This is a genomic window from Nocardia arthritidis (assembly GCF_011801145.1).
Taxonomy (GTDB): domain Bacteria; phylum Actinomycetota; class Actinomycetes; order Mycobacteriales; family Mycobacteriaceae; genus Nocardia; species Nocardia arthritidis_A.
On record NZ_CP046172.1, the window covers coordinates 3,853,250 to 3,872,112 of the forward strand.

15 protein-coding genes and 1 pseudogene are annotated in these 18,863 nt (G+C 67.2%); 14 read left to right on the forward strand and 2 right to left on the reverse strand.

Annotation, left to right across the window (positions count from 1 at the left end):
• Nucleotides 1–163: 163 nt before the first annotated feature.
• From F5544_RS17350 to der, 13 genes and pseudogenes are all read left to right on the forward strand, one after another.
• Nucleotides 164–799, forward strand: a complete 636-nt coding sequence (locus tag F5544_RS17350) for a sensor domain-containing protein (protein WP_167474155.1) — start codon at nucleotides 164–166, stop codon at nucleotides 797–799.
• A 101-nt stretch (nucleotides 800–900) separates the two neighbouring features.
• Nucleotides 901–2,760, forward strand: a complete 1,860-nt coding sequence (locus tag F5544_RS17355; protein ID WP_167474156.1) for an SMI1/KNR4 family protein — start codon at nucleotides 901–903, stop codon at nucleotides 2,758–2,760.
• Between the two features lie 396 nt (nucleotides 2,761–3,156).
• On the forward strand, nucleotides 3,157–4,377 hold the full coding sequence (gene steA / locus F5544_RS17360) for a putative cytokinetic ring protein SteA (protein WP_167474157.1): 1,221 nt from the start codon (nucleotides 3,157–3,159) through the stop codon (nucleotides 4,375–4,377).
• A 12-nt stretch (nucleotides 4,378–4,389) separates the two neighbouring features.
• Nucleotides 4,390–5,334 (forward strand): copper transporter, encoded by a 945-nt coding sequence (locus F5544_RS17365; protein WP_167474158.1) that lies wholly within the window; start codon nucleotides 4,390–4,392, stop codon nucleotides 5,332–5,334.
• 76 nt (nucleotides 5,335–5,410) lie between these two features.
• The gene (locus F5544_RS17370) at nucleotides 5,411–7,135 is read left to right on the forward strand and encodes a CTP synthase (protein WP_167474159.1); all 1,725 of its coding nucleotides are present in this window, start codon (nucleotides 5,411–5,413) and stop codon (nucleotides 7,133–7,135) included.
• Nucleotides 7,136–7,782 (forward strand): annotated as a pseudogene (locus F5544_RS17375) (NUDIX domain-containing protein). It abuts the gene before it with no gap.
• 11 nt (nucleotides 7,783–7,793) lie between these two features.
• Complete coding sequence (gene xerD, locus F5544_RS17380; RefSeq protein WP_167474160.1) at nucleotides 7,794–8,735, forward strand: site-specific tyrosine recombinase XerD; 942 nt, start codon at nucleotides 7,794–7,796, stop codon at nucleotides 8,733–8,735.
• A gap of 428 nt (nucleotides 8,736–9,163) precedes the next feature.
• Nucleotides 9,164–10,102 (forward strand): ParA family protein, encoded by a 939-nt coding sequence (locus tag F5544_RS17385; RefSeq protein ID WP_167479268.1) that lies wholly within the window; start codon nucleotides 9,164–9,166, stop codon nucleotides 10,100–10,102.
• Nucleotides 10,103–10,182: 80 nt separating this feature from the next.
• Nucleotides 10,183–11,052, forward strand: coding sequence for a segregation and condensation protein A (locus F5544_RS17390; RefSeq protein ID WP_167474161.1), 870 nt, complete (start codon nucleotides 10,183–10,185; stop codon nucleotides 11,050–11,052).
• An 854-nt stretch (nucleotides 11,053–11,906) separates the two neighbouring features.
• Entirely contained in the window at nucleotides 11,907–12,551 is a 645-nt protein-coding gene (gene scpB, locus F5544_RS17395) for an SMC-Scp complex subunit ScpB (RefSeq protein WP_238847461.1), read from the forward strand.
• Between the two features lie 5 nt (nucleotides 12,552–12,556).
• Nucleotides 12,557–13,738 (forward strand): pseudouridine synthase, encoded by a 1,182-nt coding sequence (locus F5544_RS17400; protein ID WP_167474162.1) that lies wholly within the window; start codon nucleotides 12,557–12,559, stop codon nucleotides 13,736–13,738.
• Between the two features lie 62 nt (nucleotides 13,739–13,800).
• On the forward strand, nucleotides 13,801–14,472 hold the full coding sequence (gene cmk / locus F5544_RS17405; protein WP_167479270.1) for a (d)CMP kinase: 672 nt from the start codon (nucleotides 13,801–13,803) through the stop codon (nucleotides 14,470–14,472).
• Complete coding sequence (der, locus tag F5544_RS17410) at nucleotides 14,469–15,890, forward strand: ribosome biogenesis GTPase Der (protein WP_167474163.1); 1,422 nt, start codon at nucleotides 14,469–14,471, stop codon at nucleotides 15,888–15,890. Before cmk ends, der begins: the two co-directional genes overlap by 4 nt.
• Nucleotides 15,891–15,941: 51 nt before the next feature.
• Here der and F5544_RS17415 read toward each other — a convergent pair whose 3' ends face one another.
• Entirely contained in the window at nucleotides 15,942–16,814 is an 873-nt protein-coding gene (locus tag F5544_RS17415; RefSeq protein WP_238847295.1) for a TIGR03621 family F420-dependent LLM class oxidoreductase, read from the reverse strand.
• 43 nt (nucleotides 16,815–16,857) lie between these two features.
• Nucleotides 16,858–17,694, reverse strand: a complete 837-nt coding sequence (locus F5544_RS46375; RefSeq protein ID WP_167474164.1) for an SDR family oxidoreductase — start codon at nucleotides 17,692–17,694, stop codon at nucleotides 16,858–16,860.
• 85 nt (nucleotides 17,695–17,779) lie between these two features.
• Here F5544_RS46375 and F5544_RS17425 point away from each other — a divergent pair, with 85 nt between their 5' ends.
• Entirely contained in the window at nucleotides 17,780–18,730 is a 951-nt protein-coding gene (locus F5544_RS17425) for an Lrp/AsnC family transcriptional regulator (RefSeq protein WP_167474165.1), read from the forward strand.
• Nucleotides 18,731–18,863 lie beyond the last annotated feature (133 nt).

The window sequence follows — 18,863 nt, forward strand, 5'->3', positions numbered from 1 at the left end:
GATAGCTGCGTCCGTGGACAACCTAAGGGGGATGATCGTGTACCGAATCGCGTTTTCCATTGCAATCGCGATTATCTTATCAGGGTGTTCATCGGGCTCAGTCGCGCCATCGCCATCATCGACCGTGGTGTCGTCGACATCGACTGTGGCCTCTTCGTCGAGTATGAAGCGTGATGCTGCCCTGGATAACCGGCTGGCTTCGCTCCTGCTCCACGAAGATGAAATGAAGGCGTTGCGCACAAGCCGGGACGGGCCCGAACAATGGCGTACCGCCGGGTTTTCCGAACCGCCCGATACGAAATCTCCATGGCCTGACCTCAAAAATATCGAACCGAGCCAATGTAGCGATGCGGTCCGGCAGTCGTATAACTTCGATATCGCTGGCTGGACAGGGTACTCGCAGTACAGGCGTTTGGGACCGGAGGGCTCCGATTATCGGATAATTCAGACTGTGGCAGCTTATCCGGACGCGTCCTCGGCCCAACGCGCCTATACAGGTATCGCTGATAGGGTTCGCGCGTGCGGAAACACGTCGGGAACCTTAGCAGTGAAAGTCTCGGATATTGTTTCCGGCCCATTCTCCATCGAGCTGCGAGATATCAACCCTACATCGCTGCGATGGACATTCATCAGTCATCAAGACTTCCAAGCGGACTTCCCCCAATATTCGACGGAAGTGATACTCGCAGTTGTCGACAAGATCGTCGTGTGTGTATCTGCCTCGCGTTTCTCCGACGCCGAGCACCTGACCACCGCGCTGATGCAGGCGATCACCCAACGAATTAACTCGTCACGTTAGCCTCGATCTTTGCCCTTCCGGGGAACGAAGATAGACCTACATGATCAACAGTCCGTGCAGAAGAGCGGCCCCCGAGGGCACACAACGCATCGGTGTGCTCGATGTGGATGGCCTCGGCTGGCATTGCACTGATCAGCGTGGTCGGCTTGACGGCAGGGTTGAGACCGTCGCCCGTATCGGCCGAGGTGGCCTCCGGAGCAGGCATCGATGTCAGAGGTAGATGTGATGATCCGACGATGCACGTTTCTCTCATGGAAGAGTCCTGGCGACGGATCGACTCCTGGCTCGCCGCGAACGCGCCGCGCACGTTCGCATCCCTGCGCCCGCCCGCCTCGCAGGAGGCGATCAGCGCCGCGGCTGCCGAGCTGGGAGTGGAGTTCCCCGCGGATCTGGTCGCGTATCTGCGGCACCACGACGGAGTCTCCCCTGGGAAGCGGGGTTACGTCTCCCCCGAGGAGGGAGGTTTCAGCTTTCCCGGCTTCGAGCCCTACACCCTCGCCCAGATCGTCTCCTCGGGCTTGAGCAAGCAGGAGACGTGGGCCAGGTACGCCGAGGACGGGGTAGTCGAGGGACCCGAGGGCTTACTCGAGGGACCCGGGGGCTACTGGCACCGGGATTTCCTGGCTTTCGCCCGCAACATCAGTGCGGACGCGTTGGTCGTGGATTGCCGTCCAGGCGAGTCGTTCGGCGCGGTGGGCGAGGATGCGGAGGCCGAGGGCACGATATTCGGGGAATGGGGAAGCCTGGGAGCCTTCATGAAACAGGTCGCCGACTCCCTGGAGAGCGGAACCGCCATGACGGTTGGGCTGTCGTATGTGCCTGTCGTCGACGACGGGATGCTGCTGTGGGAGCTCACTCCCGAACGGCGACCCGAGCCGCGGTCCCTGTTCGACCGCGGGCTCGCCGACCCGGTCATCGCCGCGCCACGCCGGACGACTGCGCAAACCACGCCGAACAAGACCTGGCCCAGCGGGTACGACAATTTCTGCCTGACCTTCGCGCAGGCCTTGGACGAGACCGAACTCCTGCGCCGGTTCGGCGCGTTGCCCGAGACCCGGCGCCCACGGTGGAGGGAGGAGGCGGAAATTCCGGACCAGCGGCAGAACCCTGCCGTGCTGCTGCCGGTGGTCCGTGTGGGAACCCACGGCGGTTGGGCGTTCGGCATCGAGGAAGGTCACCATATTTTGGAGGGCACACGCGATGAGGTGCTGCGCCGCATGTCCCGTGGCACCCGTGCGGTGTCGGTCAGCTATTGGGGTGAAAGCGGCCCTATCTCGGTGTCTCTTTTCGACAACGGCGAACTGGTGACGAAGTACAACACTCAGTGGGCCGCGCTGCAATGGGCCGTCCCGCCTGACTGCGGGCGCGACCCGTTCGAGATCTTCCCCGGTCTGCCGCCGTACGGCGGTCAGGAACCAACACCCGAGCAGTGGCGGGAACGGCTGCTGGCGGTGTGTGATGCGGTCGTTCGCCGCTGCGGCATCCTACTGCCGCCGCCTGGCCTGGACGGTGAACTCGACAGCGCGCGGATCCTTCCTCTGCTGCCGGACAACAACTCCGGGGTACCCGTGCCTGACCGATTTGCCTCCCTCGTCGACGCCGCGCCGCCCGAGCGCCTGCGCCGCGCACTCGCCATGCAGATGTCGGCACTGGCCGCCGAGACCGGACTCGACACCTATCGCGAGGTCACCGACGCACTGCCCCTGCTCAGCGCGGAGGATCGCCCCGGCATCACCGACGATTCCGCACTTGACCTGCGGCTGCGCCGCGTTCACGCCGAGGCCCAAGTGATATACGCCGACTGGAACGACCGGTCTGTCTGGCAGGACCGCGCCATGGCCGCCCGCGCCCTGGCCGACGCGCTCAGCCTGCCGGTCCGGGAAGCCCTGGGCTTGGTCATAGGCTGCCGTCAGGACCCCCAATGGCGGCAGGAGTTTCGCAAGCAGCTGACCGACGACTGATTCCTGCATGATCCCTGGTTGCGCCGGACACGCCTAAAGTGGCTTTCAGTAAAGAGAATCGGCCGCCGATGAATCTTCGGGCAGCCCGATAGTAATGCGAGGTCAGCCATGGGCCGCGGTCGGGATAAGGCAAAACAGACCAAAGTGAAGTACCGCGGCGACCCCAGTGGCGGCGCCGCGGGTGTCCGCGAACCGCGCAGGCCAGTACCTCCGGATGATCATCTGGGCGCAACCCGCCCGTTCGATCCGGACCCCATAACGGTCAGCTTTCCCGACCCACGCAGCTGACGCCGGCACGAACCGACCGCGGTAACCGGAAGTATCACAGTGACGAATGTGACGCATGGTGCGGCGCGCCTCCACCATTAGTTGAGGGTTTGCGGCCATCATCGGGCCATGAGGATGCTGGCACTGCTGTCGAAGAACACCGAGACGCTGCCCGGACTGACCGGGATAGCCAGGGTCGACCGCAATACCAGGCGTCTGCTCAAGCGGGTCGGGCCGGGGGATGTCGTGGTGCTCGACGAGATGGACCTGGACCGCGTCACCGCCGACCGGCTGGTCGAGGCCGGGGTGGTCGCGGTGGTGAACACCTCGCCGTCGATCTCCGGCCGCTATCCGAATCTGGGCCCGGAAGTGTTGGTGGCCAACGGAATTCTGCTGTTGGATACGGTCACCTCGGATGCCTTCGGCAGGATCAAGGACGGTGTCAAGGTCCGCATCGACGAGGGCGTCGTCTACGCCGACAAGGTGACCAAGAAGGAACCCGAGGTCCTGGTCGAGGGCATCGAGCTCACCGAATCGGCCATCGCCGACCGGATGATCGAGGCGCGCAACGGTCTCGCCGATCATCTGGAGGCGTTCGCCGGCAACACGATCGAGTTCATCCGCACCGAAAGCGCCCTGCTCATCGATGGAATCGGTGTGCCGGAGCTGGAATTGAACATGAAGCACCGGCAGGTGGTCGTGGTGGCCGACGGGCCCGACCACGCCGACGACCTCAAGCGGCTCAAGCCGTTCATCAAGGAGTACGCGCCGATCATGGTCGGTGTCGGCCGCGGCGCCGACACCATGATGAAGCAGGGCTACAAACCCGATCTCATCGTCGGCGATCCTGACGAAATCACCACGGCCACTTTGAAATCCGGTGCGGAAATGATCCTGCCCGCGGACACCGACGGGCATGCGAAGGGTTTGGAACGCATCCAGGACCTAGGCATCGGGGCCACCACCTTCCCGTCCTCCGGCGCACCCGCCGATCTGGCGCTGCTGCTGGCCCACCACCACGGCGCCGCGCTCATCGTGACCGTCGGCGCGGCCGCCTCGCTCGACGATTTCTTCGACCGCAGCCGCCGCGACAGCAATCCGGCCACCTTCCTGACCCGGCTGAAGCTCGGCACCAAGCTGATGGATGCGAAAGCCGTCGCCACGCTGTACCGAAACCGGATGTCGGGCACCGCGATCGCGCTGGTGGTGCTCGCGGCGCTGATCGCGGTGATCGTGGTGCTGCTCGCCTCGAATTCCGGTACCGACCTGCTGAATTGGGGTTTGGACAGCTGGCATCGGCTCTCGCACTGGGGACATCGGTTCCTGGCACATTACGTCGAGCGAAAGTAGCAAGGGACGCAGATGATTTCGCTTCGCCAGCACGCAATCTCCATCGCCGCCATCTTCCTCGCACTCGCCATCGGGGTGGTGCTCGGCTCGCAGACGCTGGCCGCCGACCTGCTATCCGGGCTGCGCGCGGACAAGACGGATCTGCGCCAGCAGCTCGATTCGACGGCCGACCAGAATCGCAAACTGACCGATCAGCTGAACGCGGCCGACCGGTTCATCGCCGGCTCGGCGGGCCGCATCCTCGGCGGCACCCTCGCCGATCGCACCGTCGCGGTCTTCACCGCACCCGACGCCGATCCGGCCGACGTCGAGGGCGTCACCAAGGCGTTGGAAACCGCCAATGCCACCGTCACCGGCAAGATCGCGCTCACCGATGCCTTCCTCGACGCCACCGAGGGCGACCGGCTGCGCACGGCCATCACCAACGTCATCCCGGCGGGCGCCCAGCTGCGCACCGGCGCGGTGGACCAGGGCAGCCTGGCCGGCGACCTGCTCGGCCTGGTGCTGCTGCTCGATCCGAGCAACGCGCAACCGCGCAGCACCCCGCAGGAGCTGGGGCTGGCCTTGGAGACGCTGCGCGGCGGCGGCTTCCTCGCGTACGGGGATCCTGCGGTGCGGCCCGCGCAGCTGGCGGTCGTCGTCACCGGCAACGGCGCGAAATCCGGTGAGAACAACCAGGGTTCGAATCTCGCGCGGTTCGCCGGAGCGCTGCGTGGCCGCGGCGCGGGTGTCGTACTGGCCGGACGCGCCGGATCGGCCGATACGCCGGGGCCGATCGCCGCGGTCCGCTCCGACGCCACGCTGGCGGGCAGCGTAACCACCGTCGACAACCTGGACCGCGAGATCGGCCGCGTCACCACCGCCCTCGGCCTGACCGAACAGCTCAGCGGCGGCGCGGGCCGATACGGCACCGGCACCAAGGCGACGTCGCTCACACTCGCGGCGATGCCACGCTGACCGCGGCCCAGTCACCGGATGGCAAACGCGCGTGGCGTTCGATCCGGACCCCCTTTCCGTGTTACCGTGAAGACCCGTGGGTCAAACACGGATTCAGGCGCGAACGGCCACGAAGCACATCTTCGTCAGCGGTGGTGTCGCCTCCTCTCTGGGTAAGGGTCTTACCGCCTCCAGCCTCGGACAGCTGCTGACGGCGCGTGGACTGCGGGTCACCATGCAGAAGCTGGACCCGTACTTGAATGTCGATCCGGGCACCATGAATCCGTTCCAGCACGGAGAGGTGTTCGTGACCGAGGACGGTGCGGAGACCGATCTCGACGTCGGCCACTACGAGCGATTCCTCGACCGGGATCTGTCCAGGGACGCGAATGTGACCACCGGGCAAATCTATTCGTCGGTCATCGCCAAGGAGCGCCGCGGCGAATACCTCGGCGATACGGTGCAGGTGATTCCGCACATCACCGATGAGATCAAGAGCCGGATCATCGCTATGGCCGGTCCGGATCTGCAGGGGCAGACCCCGGATGTGGTGATCACCGAAATCGGCGGCACCGTAGGCGATATCGAGTCGCAGCCGTTTCTGGAGGCGGCCAGGCAGATCCGTCACGACGTCGGCCGGGAGAACGTCTTCTTCCTGCACGTGTCGCTGGTGCCGTACCTGGCGCCGTCGGGTGAGCTGAAGACCAAGCCGACCCAGCATTCGGTGGCGGCGCTGCGCAGCATCGGTATCCAGCCGGACGCGCTGATCCTGCGCTGCGACCGCGAGGTGCCGCAGGGTCTGAAGAGCAAGATCGCGCTGATGTGCGACGTCGACGTCGACGCGTGCATCTCCACCCCGGACGCACCGTCGATCTACGACATTCCGCGCGTGCTGCATCGCGAGGGCCTCGACGCCTACGTGGTGCGCAAGCTCGGGCTGCCGTTCCGCGACGTGGACTGGACCGTCTGGGGCGACCTGCTGGAGCGGGTGCATTCGCCGCGGGAAACCGTCGAGGTGGCGCTGGTCGGCAAGTACGTCGACCTGCCCGACGCGTACCTGTCGGTGACCGAGGCGCTGCGCGCGGGCGGCTTCGCCTCGCGGGCCAAGGTGAACATCCGCTGGGTGCCATCGGACGAATGCGAGACCCCGTCGGGCGCACAGGCGGCGCTGCGCGAGGTGGACGCGGTGCTGATTCCCGGCGGCTTCGGCATCCGCGGCATCGAGGGCAAGATCGGTGCGGTGAAATACGCACGGACACGCGGTATTCCGCTGCTCGGGCTGTGCCTGGGCCTGCAGTGCGTGGTGATCGAGGCGGCCCGCTCGGCCGGCCTGATCGAGGCGAGCTCGGCCGAATTCGATCCGGACACACCGCATCCGGTGATTTCGACGATGGCCGATCAGCGAGACGCGGTGGCGGGCGCGGCCGATCTCGGCGGCACCATGCGGCTCGGCGCGTATCCCGCTGTGCTGGAAAAGGGTTCGGTTGTCGCCCAGGCTTACGGCGGTGAGCAGGTGTCGGAGCGGCACCGGCACCGCTTCGAGGTGAACAACGCCTACCGCGACAAGATCGCGCAGAGCGGGCTGAAGTTCAGCGGCACCTCGCCGGACGGGCACCTGGTCGAATTCGTCGAGCTGCCCGCCGACGTGCACCCCTTCTTCGTGGCGACCCAGGCGCATCCCGAGTTGAAGAGCCGCCCGACCCGGCCGCATCCGCTGTTCGCGGCGCTCATCGCGGCGGCGCTGAAATACAAACTGGCCGAACGTCTTCCGGTCGACATCCCGGGTGAGGAAGAATTCGCCGACGCGGAGCAGGGTGCCTGAGTGAACGGTCCGGGGAGCCACGATTTCGAGACGGTGGCGAGTAGGACCGTCTACAGTGGCGCGATCCTCGCGCTGCGGCTCGACAAGGTGGCCATGCCGGGCGGCAAGGTCGTCGAACGCGAGGTGGTCGAACATCACGGCGCGGTGGCCGTTCTCGCCGTCGACGATGCCGACAACGTGGTGCTGATCCGCCAGTACCGGCATCCGGTCGGCGCCCGGCTGCTCGAGCTGCCCGCCGGGCTACTCGACGTGCCGGGCGAGGACCCGTTGACGGCGGCGCGGCGCGAGCTCGCCGAGGAGACCGGGCTGGCGGCGCGGGACTGGTCGGTGCTGGTGGATGTCGCGCTCTCGCCCGGCTTCACCGATGAGGCGCTGCGCGTGTACCTCGCCAGCGGTCTTTCCGAAACCGACCGTCCCGAACCGGAATTCGAGGAGGCCGATCTGGAGCTGGTGCGGCTGCCGGTGGCGGAGGCGGTGCGCGCGGCGCTGGCGGGGAGATCTCCAACGCCACCGCCGTCGCGGGTGTGCTCGCGCTGGCCGCCGCGCGGGCGAGCGGTATCGCGCCGCGCCCCGCCGATGCGCCGTGGCCGGGACAGCCCACCGCGTTCCTGGAACGCAAAGCCGCGCAACAGCAGTCGGAAGCCTGACGGGGCGCCCCATGGTGCTCGCGCGCGAGATCGACGCCTATCTCGACCATCTCGCCGTCGAGCGCGGCGCGGCGCGCAATACGCTCGGCGCCTACCGGCGCGATCTGGACCGCTACCGGAATTTCCTTACCGGGCGCGGTATTCCGGCGCTGGACGCGGTGACCGAGGGTGATGTCGCCGAGTTCATCATGGCGCTGCGGGCCGGTGGTCCGCAGCATCCGCCGCTGGCCGCGAGTTCGGTGGCGCGGGCACTGATCGCGGTGCGCGGGCTGCACCGGTTCGCCGCCGCCGAGGGACTCACCGTCACCGATGTCGCGCACGCGGTGAAACCGCCCGCGCCCGGCCGCCGGTTGCCGAAAGCCCTTCCGTACGAACAGGTGCTGCGGGTGCTGGAGGCGGCGGGCGGCCCGGTGGACGGTGACGGCGCGGATGGCGGGCCGCGCGGGCTGCGCGACCGGGCACTGCTCGAGCTGCTGTATTCGACCGGCGCCCGGATCTCGGAGATGGTCGGGCTCGACGTCGACGATCTGGACACCGCCGAGCGGGCGGTGGTGTTGCACGGCAAGGGCGGTAAGCAGCGCATGGTGCCGATCGGCAGGCCCGCGCTCGCCGCGGTCGACGCGTACCTGGTGCGCGGCAGGCCGCTGCTCGCCGCGCGCGGCAAGGCGAACGCCGGTGCGCTGTTCCTGAACGCGCGCGGCGGGCGGTTGTCGCGGCAGAGCGCGTGGCAGGTGCTGCAGACCGCGGCCGAGCGCGCGGGCATCGACGCGGCGGTCTCACCGCATACGCTGCGGCATTCGTTCGCCACGCATCTGCTCGACGGCGGCGCGGATGTGCGTGTCGTACAAGAACTTCTGGGGCACGCCTCGGTGACGACGACCCAGATCTACACCCTGGTGACCGTCAATACCCTGCGCGAAGTCTGGGCGACCGCGCATCCCCGGGCGCGTTGACCGCCGCTGCGCATACCATTTGTGTTCGCGCGCAGCGGATCGCGGTGTACACGAACACGAAACCCATGCGGCGCGACACACCCGACCGCGAATTCGGACGAAACGGCCGGTATCGACCGGCCGGAAAGGCGTGGATGGCGTATTCGAGACTTATCCGCGAATCGCCGGAAAACCGCTGTCGCGTGTCCGAGCGTGGATCTCGAGCGATCGGGCGGTAGCGTCTATCGGAAGCTGGACCGTACGTGAGCGAACGAAGAGAGCGAACCATCAGATACAGCGCGCATCGCGCACGGCGGAACCGAGCGCCAGCGAGGAGGAGCCGTAAGCGAGGTCGGGCCTGATCGGCTTCGCTAGGCTCGGCGAAGAAACGGGCAGGAACGTATAAGGAGCAGCGGATCGTGACGACAGCCGACGCGGCGGAGCCGCCGATGGGTGCTGGGGCGCAGCCGCTTATGGGCCCGCGAGGTCCGTACTCGGCCGCCGCGGCGGAAGCAGCCGTGTGGTCCGGGGCGGATCTGCCGGACGACGCGACACTCGGTCCGACGGGGCGCCCGCTGCGCCTGGTACCCGACCCGGCGCCGGTCCAGTCGCACGGCAATGCCCAGATCATCGCCATGTGCAACCAGAAGGGCGGGGTCGGCAAGACCACCTCGACCATCAATCTCGGCGCCGCGCTCGCCGAATACGGCAGGCGGGTGCTGCTGGTGGACCTCGATCCGCAGGGCGCGCTGTCCGCGGGATTGGGTGTGGCGCACCACGATCTGGAATTCACCGTGCACAATTTGCTCATCGGCTCCAAGGTCGGCATCAACGACGTGCTGATGCACACCCGGGTCGAGGGCATGGATCTGCTGCCGAGCAATATCGATCTATCGGCCGCGGAGATCCAGCTGGTCAACGAGGTCGGGCGGGAACAGTCGCTCGGCCGCGCGCTCGCGCCCATCCGCGACAACTACGATTATGTCCTCATCGACTGCCAGCCCTCGCTCGGTCTGCTCACGGTGAACGCACTCGCGTGTTCGGACGGCGTGATCATTCCGATGGAATGCGAATACTTTTCGCTGCGCGGCCTCGCCCTGCTCAACGACACCGTGGAGAAGGTGCGGGACCGGTTGAATCCCCGACTGAGCCTGTACGGCATCGTTGTCACCATGTTCGATGCGCGCCTACTACATTCCCGGCAGGTCATGGCGCGGGTTGTCGAGGTATTCGGTGACCTGGTCTACGATTCGGCGATCTCGCGGACCGTCCGATTCCCCGATGCCAGCGTCGCCGGTGAACCCATCACCACCTGGGCCCCCAAATCCAGTGGAGCCGAACAATATCGGTCGATGGCGCGGGAAGTCATCTACCGGTCCGGCCGGTGACCGGGCCTGCCCCATCCGCACGACAGTCGACAACGGAAACCATCGGTACCGAACCTGCTGTCGTGCAGGGTGATACCGCCGTGTCCGCCGAACCGGTTGCGGCGGAACAGGAGTCGCAGCCGCCATCCGGATTCCAGCTGCGCCTGAGCAACTTTCAGGGACCGTTCGACCTGCTGCTGCAGTTGATCAGCTCGCGCAAGCTGGACGTCACCGAGATCGCGCTGCACAAGGTGACCGACGAATTCATCGCCTACACCAAGGCATTGACCGCGAGCCTGGCCGACGAGCACAAATTGCGCGCGGACAAGATCCTGGATCAGACCACCGAATTCCTGGTGGTGGCGGCCACGCTGCTGGATCTGAAGGCGGCGCGGCTGCTGCCCTCCGGCGAGGTGACCGACGCCGAGGACCTCGAGCTGCTGGAGGCGCGCGACCTGCTCTTCGCCCGGCTGCTGCAATACCGGGCGTTCAAGCAGGTCGCCGAGTTGCTCGGCGAATTGGAGGCGGTGGCGCTGCGGCGTTATCCGCGCGCGGTGGGGTTGGAGGAGCGTTACCTCGGCCTGCTGCCGGAGGTTACCCTTGGGGTTGACGCGGCAGGTTTCGCCGATATCGCCGCGGCGGCGTTCCGGCCCCGGCCGGTACGCAAGGTCGGTCTGGAACACCTGCACGCACATGCCATTTCGATCGCCGAACAGGCCGCGCTGGTGCTGGAACGGTTGAAGCTGCGCGGTCCCGGCGGCTGGACCACCTTCGGTGAGCTGGTGGCCGACTGCACGATACCGATCGAGATCGTCGCCCGTTTTCTGGCGCTGCTCGAGCTGTACCGCGGCAAGACAATCGAATTCGACCAGCCCGATCCGCTCGGGCCGCTGTCGATCAGCTGGATCGGGGATCCGGAGAACGGGGCGGCGCACACACCGGCATTGACCATCGAGGAGGACTACGGGTGAACGAGTTCAGCGGGCGGACGGAGGAATCCGCGGACTCCTCCGTCGATGCCGACACCGCCGTTCCCGTGGACGCAGCCTCGGTCGATACTCCCGCTCGCCGGGTAGATGTCGCTGCGGCGATCGCTGCTGCGGCTCGGGCTGACGCTGCGACCTCTGGCGATGCCGGTGCCTCTGGCGATGCTGCGGTGTCTGGCGATGTCGATACCTCTGTTGATAAGTCGGCCCCGGTGGATGCCTCTGCTCCGGTCGATGTCGCCGCCGCAATTGCCGCCGCGGCTCGGGCTGATGCTGCTGCGTCAGCCGATGCCGCGATCTCTGGCGATGCCGCGGTGTCTGGCGATGTCGATGCCTCCGTTGACATGTCGGCCTCGGCGGATGTCTCTGCTCCGGTCGATGTCGCCGCTGCGATCGCGGCTGCGGCTCGGGCTGATGCGGCTGCGTCGTCCGCTGCCGCGACCTCGGTCGACGCCGAAACCTCTACCGGTACTTCGGCCCTGGCGGATGCTGTCGCCTCAGACGATGCTGGTTCGGTTGATGCCGGCGCGACTGCTACTGCGGCCGATGTTGTCGCCCCGGGTGCTGCGGCGATCCCGGCCAGTGGCAAAACCCCTATCCGTACTTCGGGTCTGGAGGGTGCATCCGCCTCGGTCGATGCCGAGATCACGGTTGATGCCGACACTTCTACCGGTACTTCAGCTCCACCCGATGCCGCCGACTCGGCCGATACCGCCGACTTGGGCGATGCCACCGACTCGCCCGATGCTGTCGTGTCGGCGAATGCGGGGCGGGCGACCGATGCGGATCTCGTTGATCTCGATCACACCGGCGATGAAGACGCCGCTTCCGACGACGAGGTGGCGGAACTCACGCCCGAACCGCTCGGGGATGCCGAGTTCCGCGCGGCATTGGAGGCGATGTTGCTTGTCGTCGACGCTCCGGCCCCGGTAGATCAGCTGGCTGCGGCGTTGGCGGATACCGCGCTGCGGGTGGAGACGGCGCTGCGCGCGATGTCGGCGGAGCTGTCGGAGCGGGGCAGCGGGATCGATCTGCGTTTCGTCGGTGACGGCTGGCGCTTCTATACTCGCAGCGAGTACGCGCCGTATGTGGAACGGATGCTGCTCGACGGCTCGCGGTCGAAATTGACGCGGGCGGCTCTGGAAACGCTGGCGGTGATTGCCTACCGCCAGCCGGTGACCCGGACCAGGGTCAGCGCGGTGCGTGGCGTTAATGTCGACGGTGTGATGCGGACCCTGCTGGCCAGGGGCTTGATCGCCGAGGCCGGGGCAGACCCGGAAACCAACGGGACGCTTTACTGCACCACCGAACTGTTCTTGGAACGGATCGGGTTGGCGTCGGTGAGCGACCTGCCACCGTTGGCGCCGCTGCTGCCCGGCGTCGACCTGATCGATGAGATCAACGAGAGCCTGGATACGGACCCCCGTTACACCAGGCTGAGGAAACCCGCCGAGACCGACCTGGATCTCGGCGCCGAGGATTAGGACAGATGAATACTTCCGCTCGCCGAGATGGCACACCGGATCGTAGAAATAGAGGCGACCAGCCCGCACGGGGTGGCGCCGGCCGCACCGCGGGCACCAGCCGCGGCGCCCGTGCGGCACAGCGGGGGAGCTCCGAACGCGGCATCCCGGATCGGCAGCGCGACGGCGCGCCACGCCGGGGAGCCGGTGCCCGTGGTACCGGCTATGGTGCGGGAAGTGCCGCACCGCAACGGAATTCGCAACGCAAAGCGGAACCCGGGCGTAAGCAGGAGCCGGGGACCCAGCGCCGCACCGAATCCGCGACGGCCGGTAAGCCGGTCGGCAAGAAAACCAAGAACGCCAAGCCGCAGCGGCAGTCCCAGCAACCGACGTTGCTGAGCAACGCCAAACCGGCCCGCCGCCAGCACGTCGACGCGCCCGCCGAGGGCGGCCACACCAAGCTGCCGTGGGGTGAGGGCGAACGGCTGCAGAAGGTGCTGGCCAAGGCGGGTGTCGCCTCGCGCCGCGCCGCCGAGGAGCTGATCGCCGCGGGCCGCGTCGAGGTGGACGGTGCGATCGTCACCGAACAGGGGCTGCGGATCGATCCGCAGCATGCGGTGGTCCGGGTGGACGGCACCCGCGTCATGGTCCGCGAGGAACTGGTGCACCTGGCGCTGAACAAGCCGAAGGGCTGGCAGTCCACCATGTCCGACGATCTCGGCAGGCCGTGCGTCGGCGATATCGTCGCCGAACGCATCGCCGCGGGCCAGCGCCTGTTCCATGTCGGCAGGCTGGACGCCGATACCGAGGGGCTGCTGCTGCTCACCAACGACGGCGATCTCGCGCACCGGCTGATGCACCCCTCGTACGAGGTGTCCAAGACCTATCTCGCGACGGTCAACGGTGAGGTCAACGCCAAGATCACCGGTAAGCGCCTGCGCGACGGCATCGAACTGGAGGACGGTCCGGCGAAGGTGGACCGGTTCCAGGTGCTGGAGTTGGGCGAGGGACGTTCTCTGGTCAAGATCGTGTTGCACGAAGGGCGCAAGCACATCGTGCGGCGGCTGCTCGACGCGGTCGGCCATCCGGTGACCCGGCTGGTACGCACGCATATCGGGCCGGTCGCGCTCGGCGATCAGCGTCCGGGCACGCTGCGGGTGCTCGGCCGCGATGAAATCGGCAAACTGTATGAGGCGGTGTCGTTGTGAACGGTGTGGAGATTCCGGTCCGGGCCGAGCGGCTGTCGGGCACGTCGCCGCTGGTCGTCGCGATGGACGGGCCGTCGGGGACCGGTAAGTCGAGCGTGTCGCGGCGGTTGGCCACCCGGCTGGGCGCCCGCTATCTGGACACGGGAGCCATGTATCGGGTCGCCACCCTGCGCGTGCTGCGCGCGGGCATCGAGCTGACCGATTCGGCCGCCATCGCCGCGGCGGTGAAGGAGCTGCCGCTGCGCATCGGCACCGATCCGCGGCGCGAGCTGATCGAGCTCGACGGTGTCGACGTGTCGGCGGAGATCCGCGGTGACGCGGTGACCAAGGCGGTGTCCGCGGTATCGGCGGTGCCCGAGGTGCGCGAACTGCTCGTCGACCTGCAGCGCGAGATCGCGCTGGTGGCGCAGCGGATCGTGGTCGAGGGCCGCGATATCGGCACCGTCGTGCTGCCCGACGCGGACGCCAAGATCTATCTGACCGCCTCGGCCGAGGCGCGGGCGCATCGGCGTAATCAGCAGAACATCGCCGAGGGGCGCGGTGACGACTACGCGGCGGTGCTCGCCGACGTGCAGCGCCGCGACACCCTCGATTCCACCCGCAAGGTGTCGCCGCTGCGGCCCGCCGCGGACGCGGTGCTGGTCGACACCAGTGAAATGAATATGGACGAGGTCATCGACGAGTTGTATCGCGTTGTGGCGCAGCAGGTTTCGGCCGGAGAGGGGCGGTCGTGACGGAAGACGTGCTTGCGGGCGACGGTATCTGGAGCGACGAATCCGATTGGGAGATCGTCGATCTGGCGGGTGAGCCGGAGGACGAGGAACAGCTCGCCATGCCGACCCTCGCCGTGGTCGGCCGCCCGAATGTCGGCAAATCGACGCTGGTGAACCGCATTCTGGGGCGGCGCGAGGCCGTCGTAGAGGACATTCCCGGCGTCACCAGGGACCGCGTCTCGTACGAGGCGCTCTGGGCGGGCCGCCGCTTCTGGGTTCAGGACACCGGCGGCTGGGAGCCTGATGCCAAGGGCCTGCAGCAGTCGGTGGCGCGGCAGGCCGAGCTGGCGATGGAAACCGCGGATGCGATCGTGCTGGTGGTGGACGCGGTCGTCGGCGCGACCGCGACCGACGAGGCGGCGGTGAAGAAGCTGCGCCGCTCCAAGATTCCGGTGATCCTGGTCGCCAACAAGGTCGACGATCAGCGCATCGAGGCCGATGCGGCGGCGCTGTGGTCGCTCGGGCTCGGCGAGCCGAGGATGGTCAGCGCCGCGCACGGCCGCGGCACCGGCGACCTGCTCGACGACATACTCGCGGTGCTGCCCGAGACCCCACGCGAGGGTTCCGGCGGCCTCGGCGGCCCACGCCGCGTCGCGCTGGTCGGCAAGCCGAACGTCGGCAAATCCAGTCTGCTGAACAAGCTTTCGGGCGATGAGCGTTCGGTGGTGCACGATGTGGCGGGCACCACCGTGGATCCGGTGGACTCGCTCGTCGAATTGGGCGGCAAGATCTGGAAATTCGTGGACACCGCGGGCCTGCGCCGAAAGGTGGCCAATGCCAGCGGGACCGAGTTCTACGCCTCGCTGCGCACCAAATCGGCGCTGGAGGCCTCCGAGGTGGCGATCATGCTGATCGACGCCTCGCAGCCGATCACCGAACAGGATCTGCGGGTGATCAGCCTGGTCGCCGATTCCGGCCGGGCGCTGGTGCTGGCCTTCAACAAGTGGGATCTGGTCGACGAGGACCGCCGGCTCCAGTTGGAGAAGGAGGTGGACCGGGAACTGGTCCGGGTGCCGTGGGCGCAGCGGGTCAATATTTCCGCGCACACCGGGCGCGCCGTCCAAAAGCTGGTTCCCGCAATGGAAACCGCGCTGGAGTCGTGGGATAAGCGGATTCCGACCGGCCGGCTGAACACCTGGCTCAAAGAGGTGGTCGCGGCCACGCCGCCGCCGATGCGCGGCGGCAGGCTGCCCCGCATCCTGTTCGCCACCCAGGCCACCACCCGCCCGCCGACGTTCGTGCTGTTCACCACCGGCTTCCTGGAGGCGGGCTACCGCAGGTTCCTGGAGCGGCGGCTGCGCGAGGAGTTCGGCTTCGACGGGTCGCCGGTGCGGATCTCGGTGCGCGTGCGCGAAAAGCGGGACCGCACCAAGAAATAACGCGATGAAATCGGGGTCGGCCAGCCGGTCGGCCCCGATTTCGTTTGCGGCTCAACGGAGCCGGTCGATCACCTCGGCGAAGTCGGCCATGGCGGTGGCGGGCACGACGAAGTGGGTCAGATGATATTTCCGCCGATAGCACTCGAGTGTTCCGGCGATGTCGTCGGGCGAACCGTGTAGGACGCCGGGCAGGGCCAGCAGTTCGTCGTCGGACAGGCCGGGGGCGAACATGCGCTGCGTCGTCAGGTCGGGCATGCCTTTGCCGTCCAAATGCACTGTCATGATGGTCAATCCGAGTTCCAGTTGCTCGATCGGACGTCCGGCCGCGGCGCGGATGAATTCGATGCGATCGGCGAGCGCCCGCTCGACGGCCTCCTCGGTGACCGGGCGTTCGGTCACATCCACCCCGGCCAGCGAGATGATGTCGGCGTTGGCGGCCGCCATCGCGAGCAGCCGATCGCCGCGGCAGGCGACGAGAATCGGCGGAGCGGGCTGTTGCAGCACCGGCGGATTCCCGGTCGCGAACCGCCGCCGCAGCTCGGTTATCGTGCGCTCGACATGCGCGATCCGTTGACCGGCGGGCGGGAACGGCAGCTCGGCATCGGCGAATTCGTCTTGTGCCCAACCGGTTCCGAGCCCGAGCTCGAGGCGTCCCCCGGTCGGCAGGTCGGTGCTCGATACGTCGCGGGCCAGCAACGCTGGTTTGTAGAAACCTGTGTTGAGTACGAATGTGCCCAGCCGCGGCCGGGTGGTCACGGCGGCCAGCGCGGTCAATGCCGGGAACGGCGCGGCCATTCCGAGATGGTCCGACACCATGATCACGTCGTAGCCGAGGTCTTCCGCCGCTCGGGCCTGGTGCTGCCAGTCGGACATCGACGCGTCGGCGGATAATCCGATGCCGAAGCGAAATGGTCTGTCGCTCAATGTGATTCCTCCTACTGCTGAGTTCAGTGGATCCTGTTTCGGCTCAGCGGAATTCGGCGCGGTGGTCGAGCACCCACTGGTGCAACGTGCGCGGCGGGTGGCCGATGATGTCGGCGACGGTGCTGGTCGGAATCTGTTGCGGGCCGGTGCGCATCGCGTCGAAACCATCGAGCAGCACATCGACATAGGAGTCCGGGAAGTCCGGATCGGCGAGCATGCGTTCGCGTTCCTCGGCGCGGGTGAGCTCCACCCAGCGCAGCGGTCTGCCCAGCGCCTCGCCGATCACCCGCACCTGCTCGGCTCTGGTCAGCACCTGCGGGCCGGTCATCGTGTATGTGGCTCCGGCATGGCCGGATTCGGTGAGCGCGTGCCGTGCGACGGCGGCCATATCCGCCTCGTGGATCGGGCACATCGGCAAATCGCCGTGGCTGCCGCGCACGATATCGCCCGCGCGGATCTGGTCGGCCCACCACAGCGTGTTGACGGCGAACATGGTGGGTTGCAGCACAACGGATTCGATGCCGAGGCCGTGCACGAGGCGCAGCTGTTCGGTATACGGCAGATCCGGGACGCCGCCGGTGCCGAGGAAGACCAGGCGGCGGGCGCGTTCGGCGATGATGTCGAGCGCCTTCGGAAATTGCGCGCCGGTGTGCAGCGGCCACAGCAGGAACACCGCGTCGACGTCGCGGACGCAAGCGCGCAGCGTATCCGGCTCGGCCAGATCGGCGTGAACCACCTGGACCTGGGTCGGGAATTCGGCGGTAGCCGGATCGCGGGTGGCGGCGCGGACGCCGTGGCCCGCGTCGAGCAGCTGGTGGACGAGTTGGGTGCCGACGTTGCCGGTCGCGGCCAGGACGAGGATATTCGGGTCGTTGCTCATGGCACGATCATGGTCAGCCGGGCGAATGGGTCCACATAACCGAGGCTATTATTGCTGGAAACCGTCATCGAATGGAGGATTGTAGATGGATTCCGTCGATCGCGGAATTCTGCACGCCCTGCGGATCGACGGGCGGGTTCCCTTCCGGGCGGTCGGCGAGGTGCTCGGCATTTCGGAGAACACCGTCGCCCGTCGCTACCGGCGGCTGCGCGCCGAATACGGTATGCGCGTGGTCGGCGCGGTGGACGGCAGCCGACTCGGCCACGCGCAGTGGACCATTCGGCTGCGCTGCACACCCGACGCGGCCGAGTCGGTGGCGAAGGCGCTTGCCGCCCGCGACGATACGCATTTCGTCTATCTGCTCTCCGGCGGGACCGAGGTGTCGTGCACCGTGCAAACGCGCAGTACCGACGACCAGGAATCGCTACTGCTGCACAAACTTCCGCGCACCAGCCGGATCGTCGCGATGTCGGCGCATCTCATCCTGGGCGGGTTCAAGGTGCCGGACCAGTGGCAGGCCCCGGATGTACTGACGCCGGACCAGATCGACCGGCTGCGTCCGGAGCTCGGCGAAATCACCACTACACCAACGCATTTAGATGATGGCGAGCGCGCGCTGCTGACCGCCCTCAGCCGGGACGGCCGCGGCTCCTATGCCGAGCTCGCCACCGCCACCGGCTGGTCGGAGGTCACCGTCCGTCGCCGCATGGATATCTTGCGGCGCAGTGGGATTCTGCATTTCCGCCTCGATATCCCCGCCGCCGCATTCGGATTCGGCACCGAGGCCAGGCTGTGGATCGGCGCACAGCCATCGGCGGTCGCCGAGGTAGGGGCGGAACTGGCCCGGCATCCCGAGGTGGCCTTCGTCGGATTGACGACGGGCCCGACCAATCTGGTCGCGGCCGTCAACTGCCGCGATGCAGTCGACCTCGGGCGCTATCTCACCGAACGGATCGCGGGGGTGTCCGGTGTAGCGACCTTGGAATCCGCGCCGATCATTCGCACTGTGAAACGCGTTGGTGCGCTGCTGGTTTGAGTTGAGCAGCCGCGTGTTCCACTGATGCTGTGGCGAATTCGGCTGCTCCGCACCGAGCTCTCGCGACAACGGCTACCTCGGAGCTGTGCTGGAGTGAGGCCGAGATCAGGCGCCGGATCGCGGTGAGCCCGCC

Excerpts from the sequence above, each read along its gene's own strand:
- F5544_RS17350 (WP_167474155.1), top strand. The coding sequence starts at position 164 with ATGAAGCGTGATGCTGCCCTGGATAACCGGCTGGCTTCGCTCCTGCTC.
- F5544_RS17355 (WP_167474156.1), top strand. The coding sequence starts at position 901 with ATGTGGATGGCCTCGGCTGGCATTGCACTGATCAGCGTGGTCGGCTTG.
- steA (WP_167474157.1), top strand. The coding sequence starts at position 3,157 with ATGAGGATGCTGGCACTGCTGTCGAAGAACACCGAGACGCTGCCCGGA.
- F5544_RS17365 (WP_167474158.1), top strand. The coding sequence starts at position 4,390 with ATGATTTCGCTTCGCCAGCACGCAATCTCCATCGCCGCCATCTTCCTC.
- xerD (WP_167474160.1), top strand. The coding sequence starts at position 7,794 with ATGGTGCTCGCGCGCGAGATCGACGCCTATCTCGACCATCTCGCCGTC.
- F5544_RS17385 (WP_167479268.1), top strand. The coding sequence starts at position 9,164 with ATGGGTGCTGGGGCGCAGCCGCTTATGGGCCCGCGAGGTCCGTACTCG.
- F5544_RS17400 (WP_167474162.1), top strand. The coding sequence starts at position 12,557 with ATGAATACTTCCGCTCGCCGAGATGGCACACCGGATCGTAGAAATAGA.
- cmk (WP_167479270.1), top strand. The coding sequence starts at position 13,801 with ATGGACGGGCCGTCGGGGACCGGTAAGTCGAGCGTGTCGCGGCGGTTG.
- F5544_RS46375 (WP_167474164.1), bottom strand. The coding sequence starts at position 17,694 with ATGAGCAACGACCCGAATATCCTCGTCCTGGCCGCGACCGGCAACGTC.
- F5544_RS17425 (WP_167474165.1), top strand. The coding sequence starts at position 17,780 with ATGGATTCCGTCGATCGCGGAATTCTGCACGCCCTGCGGATCGACGGG.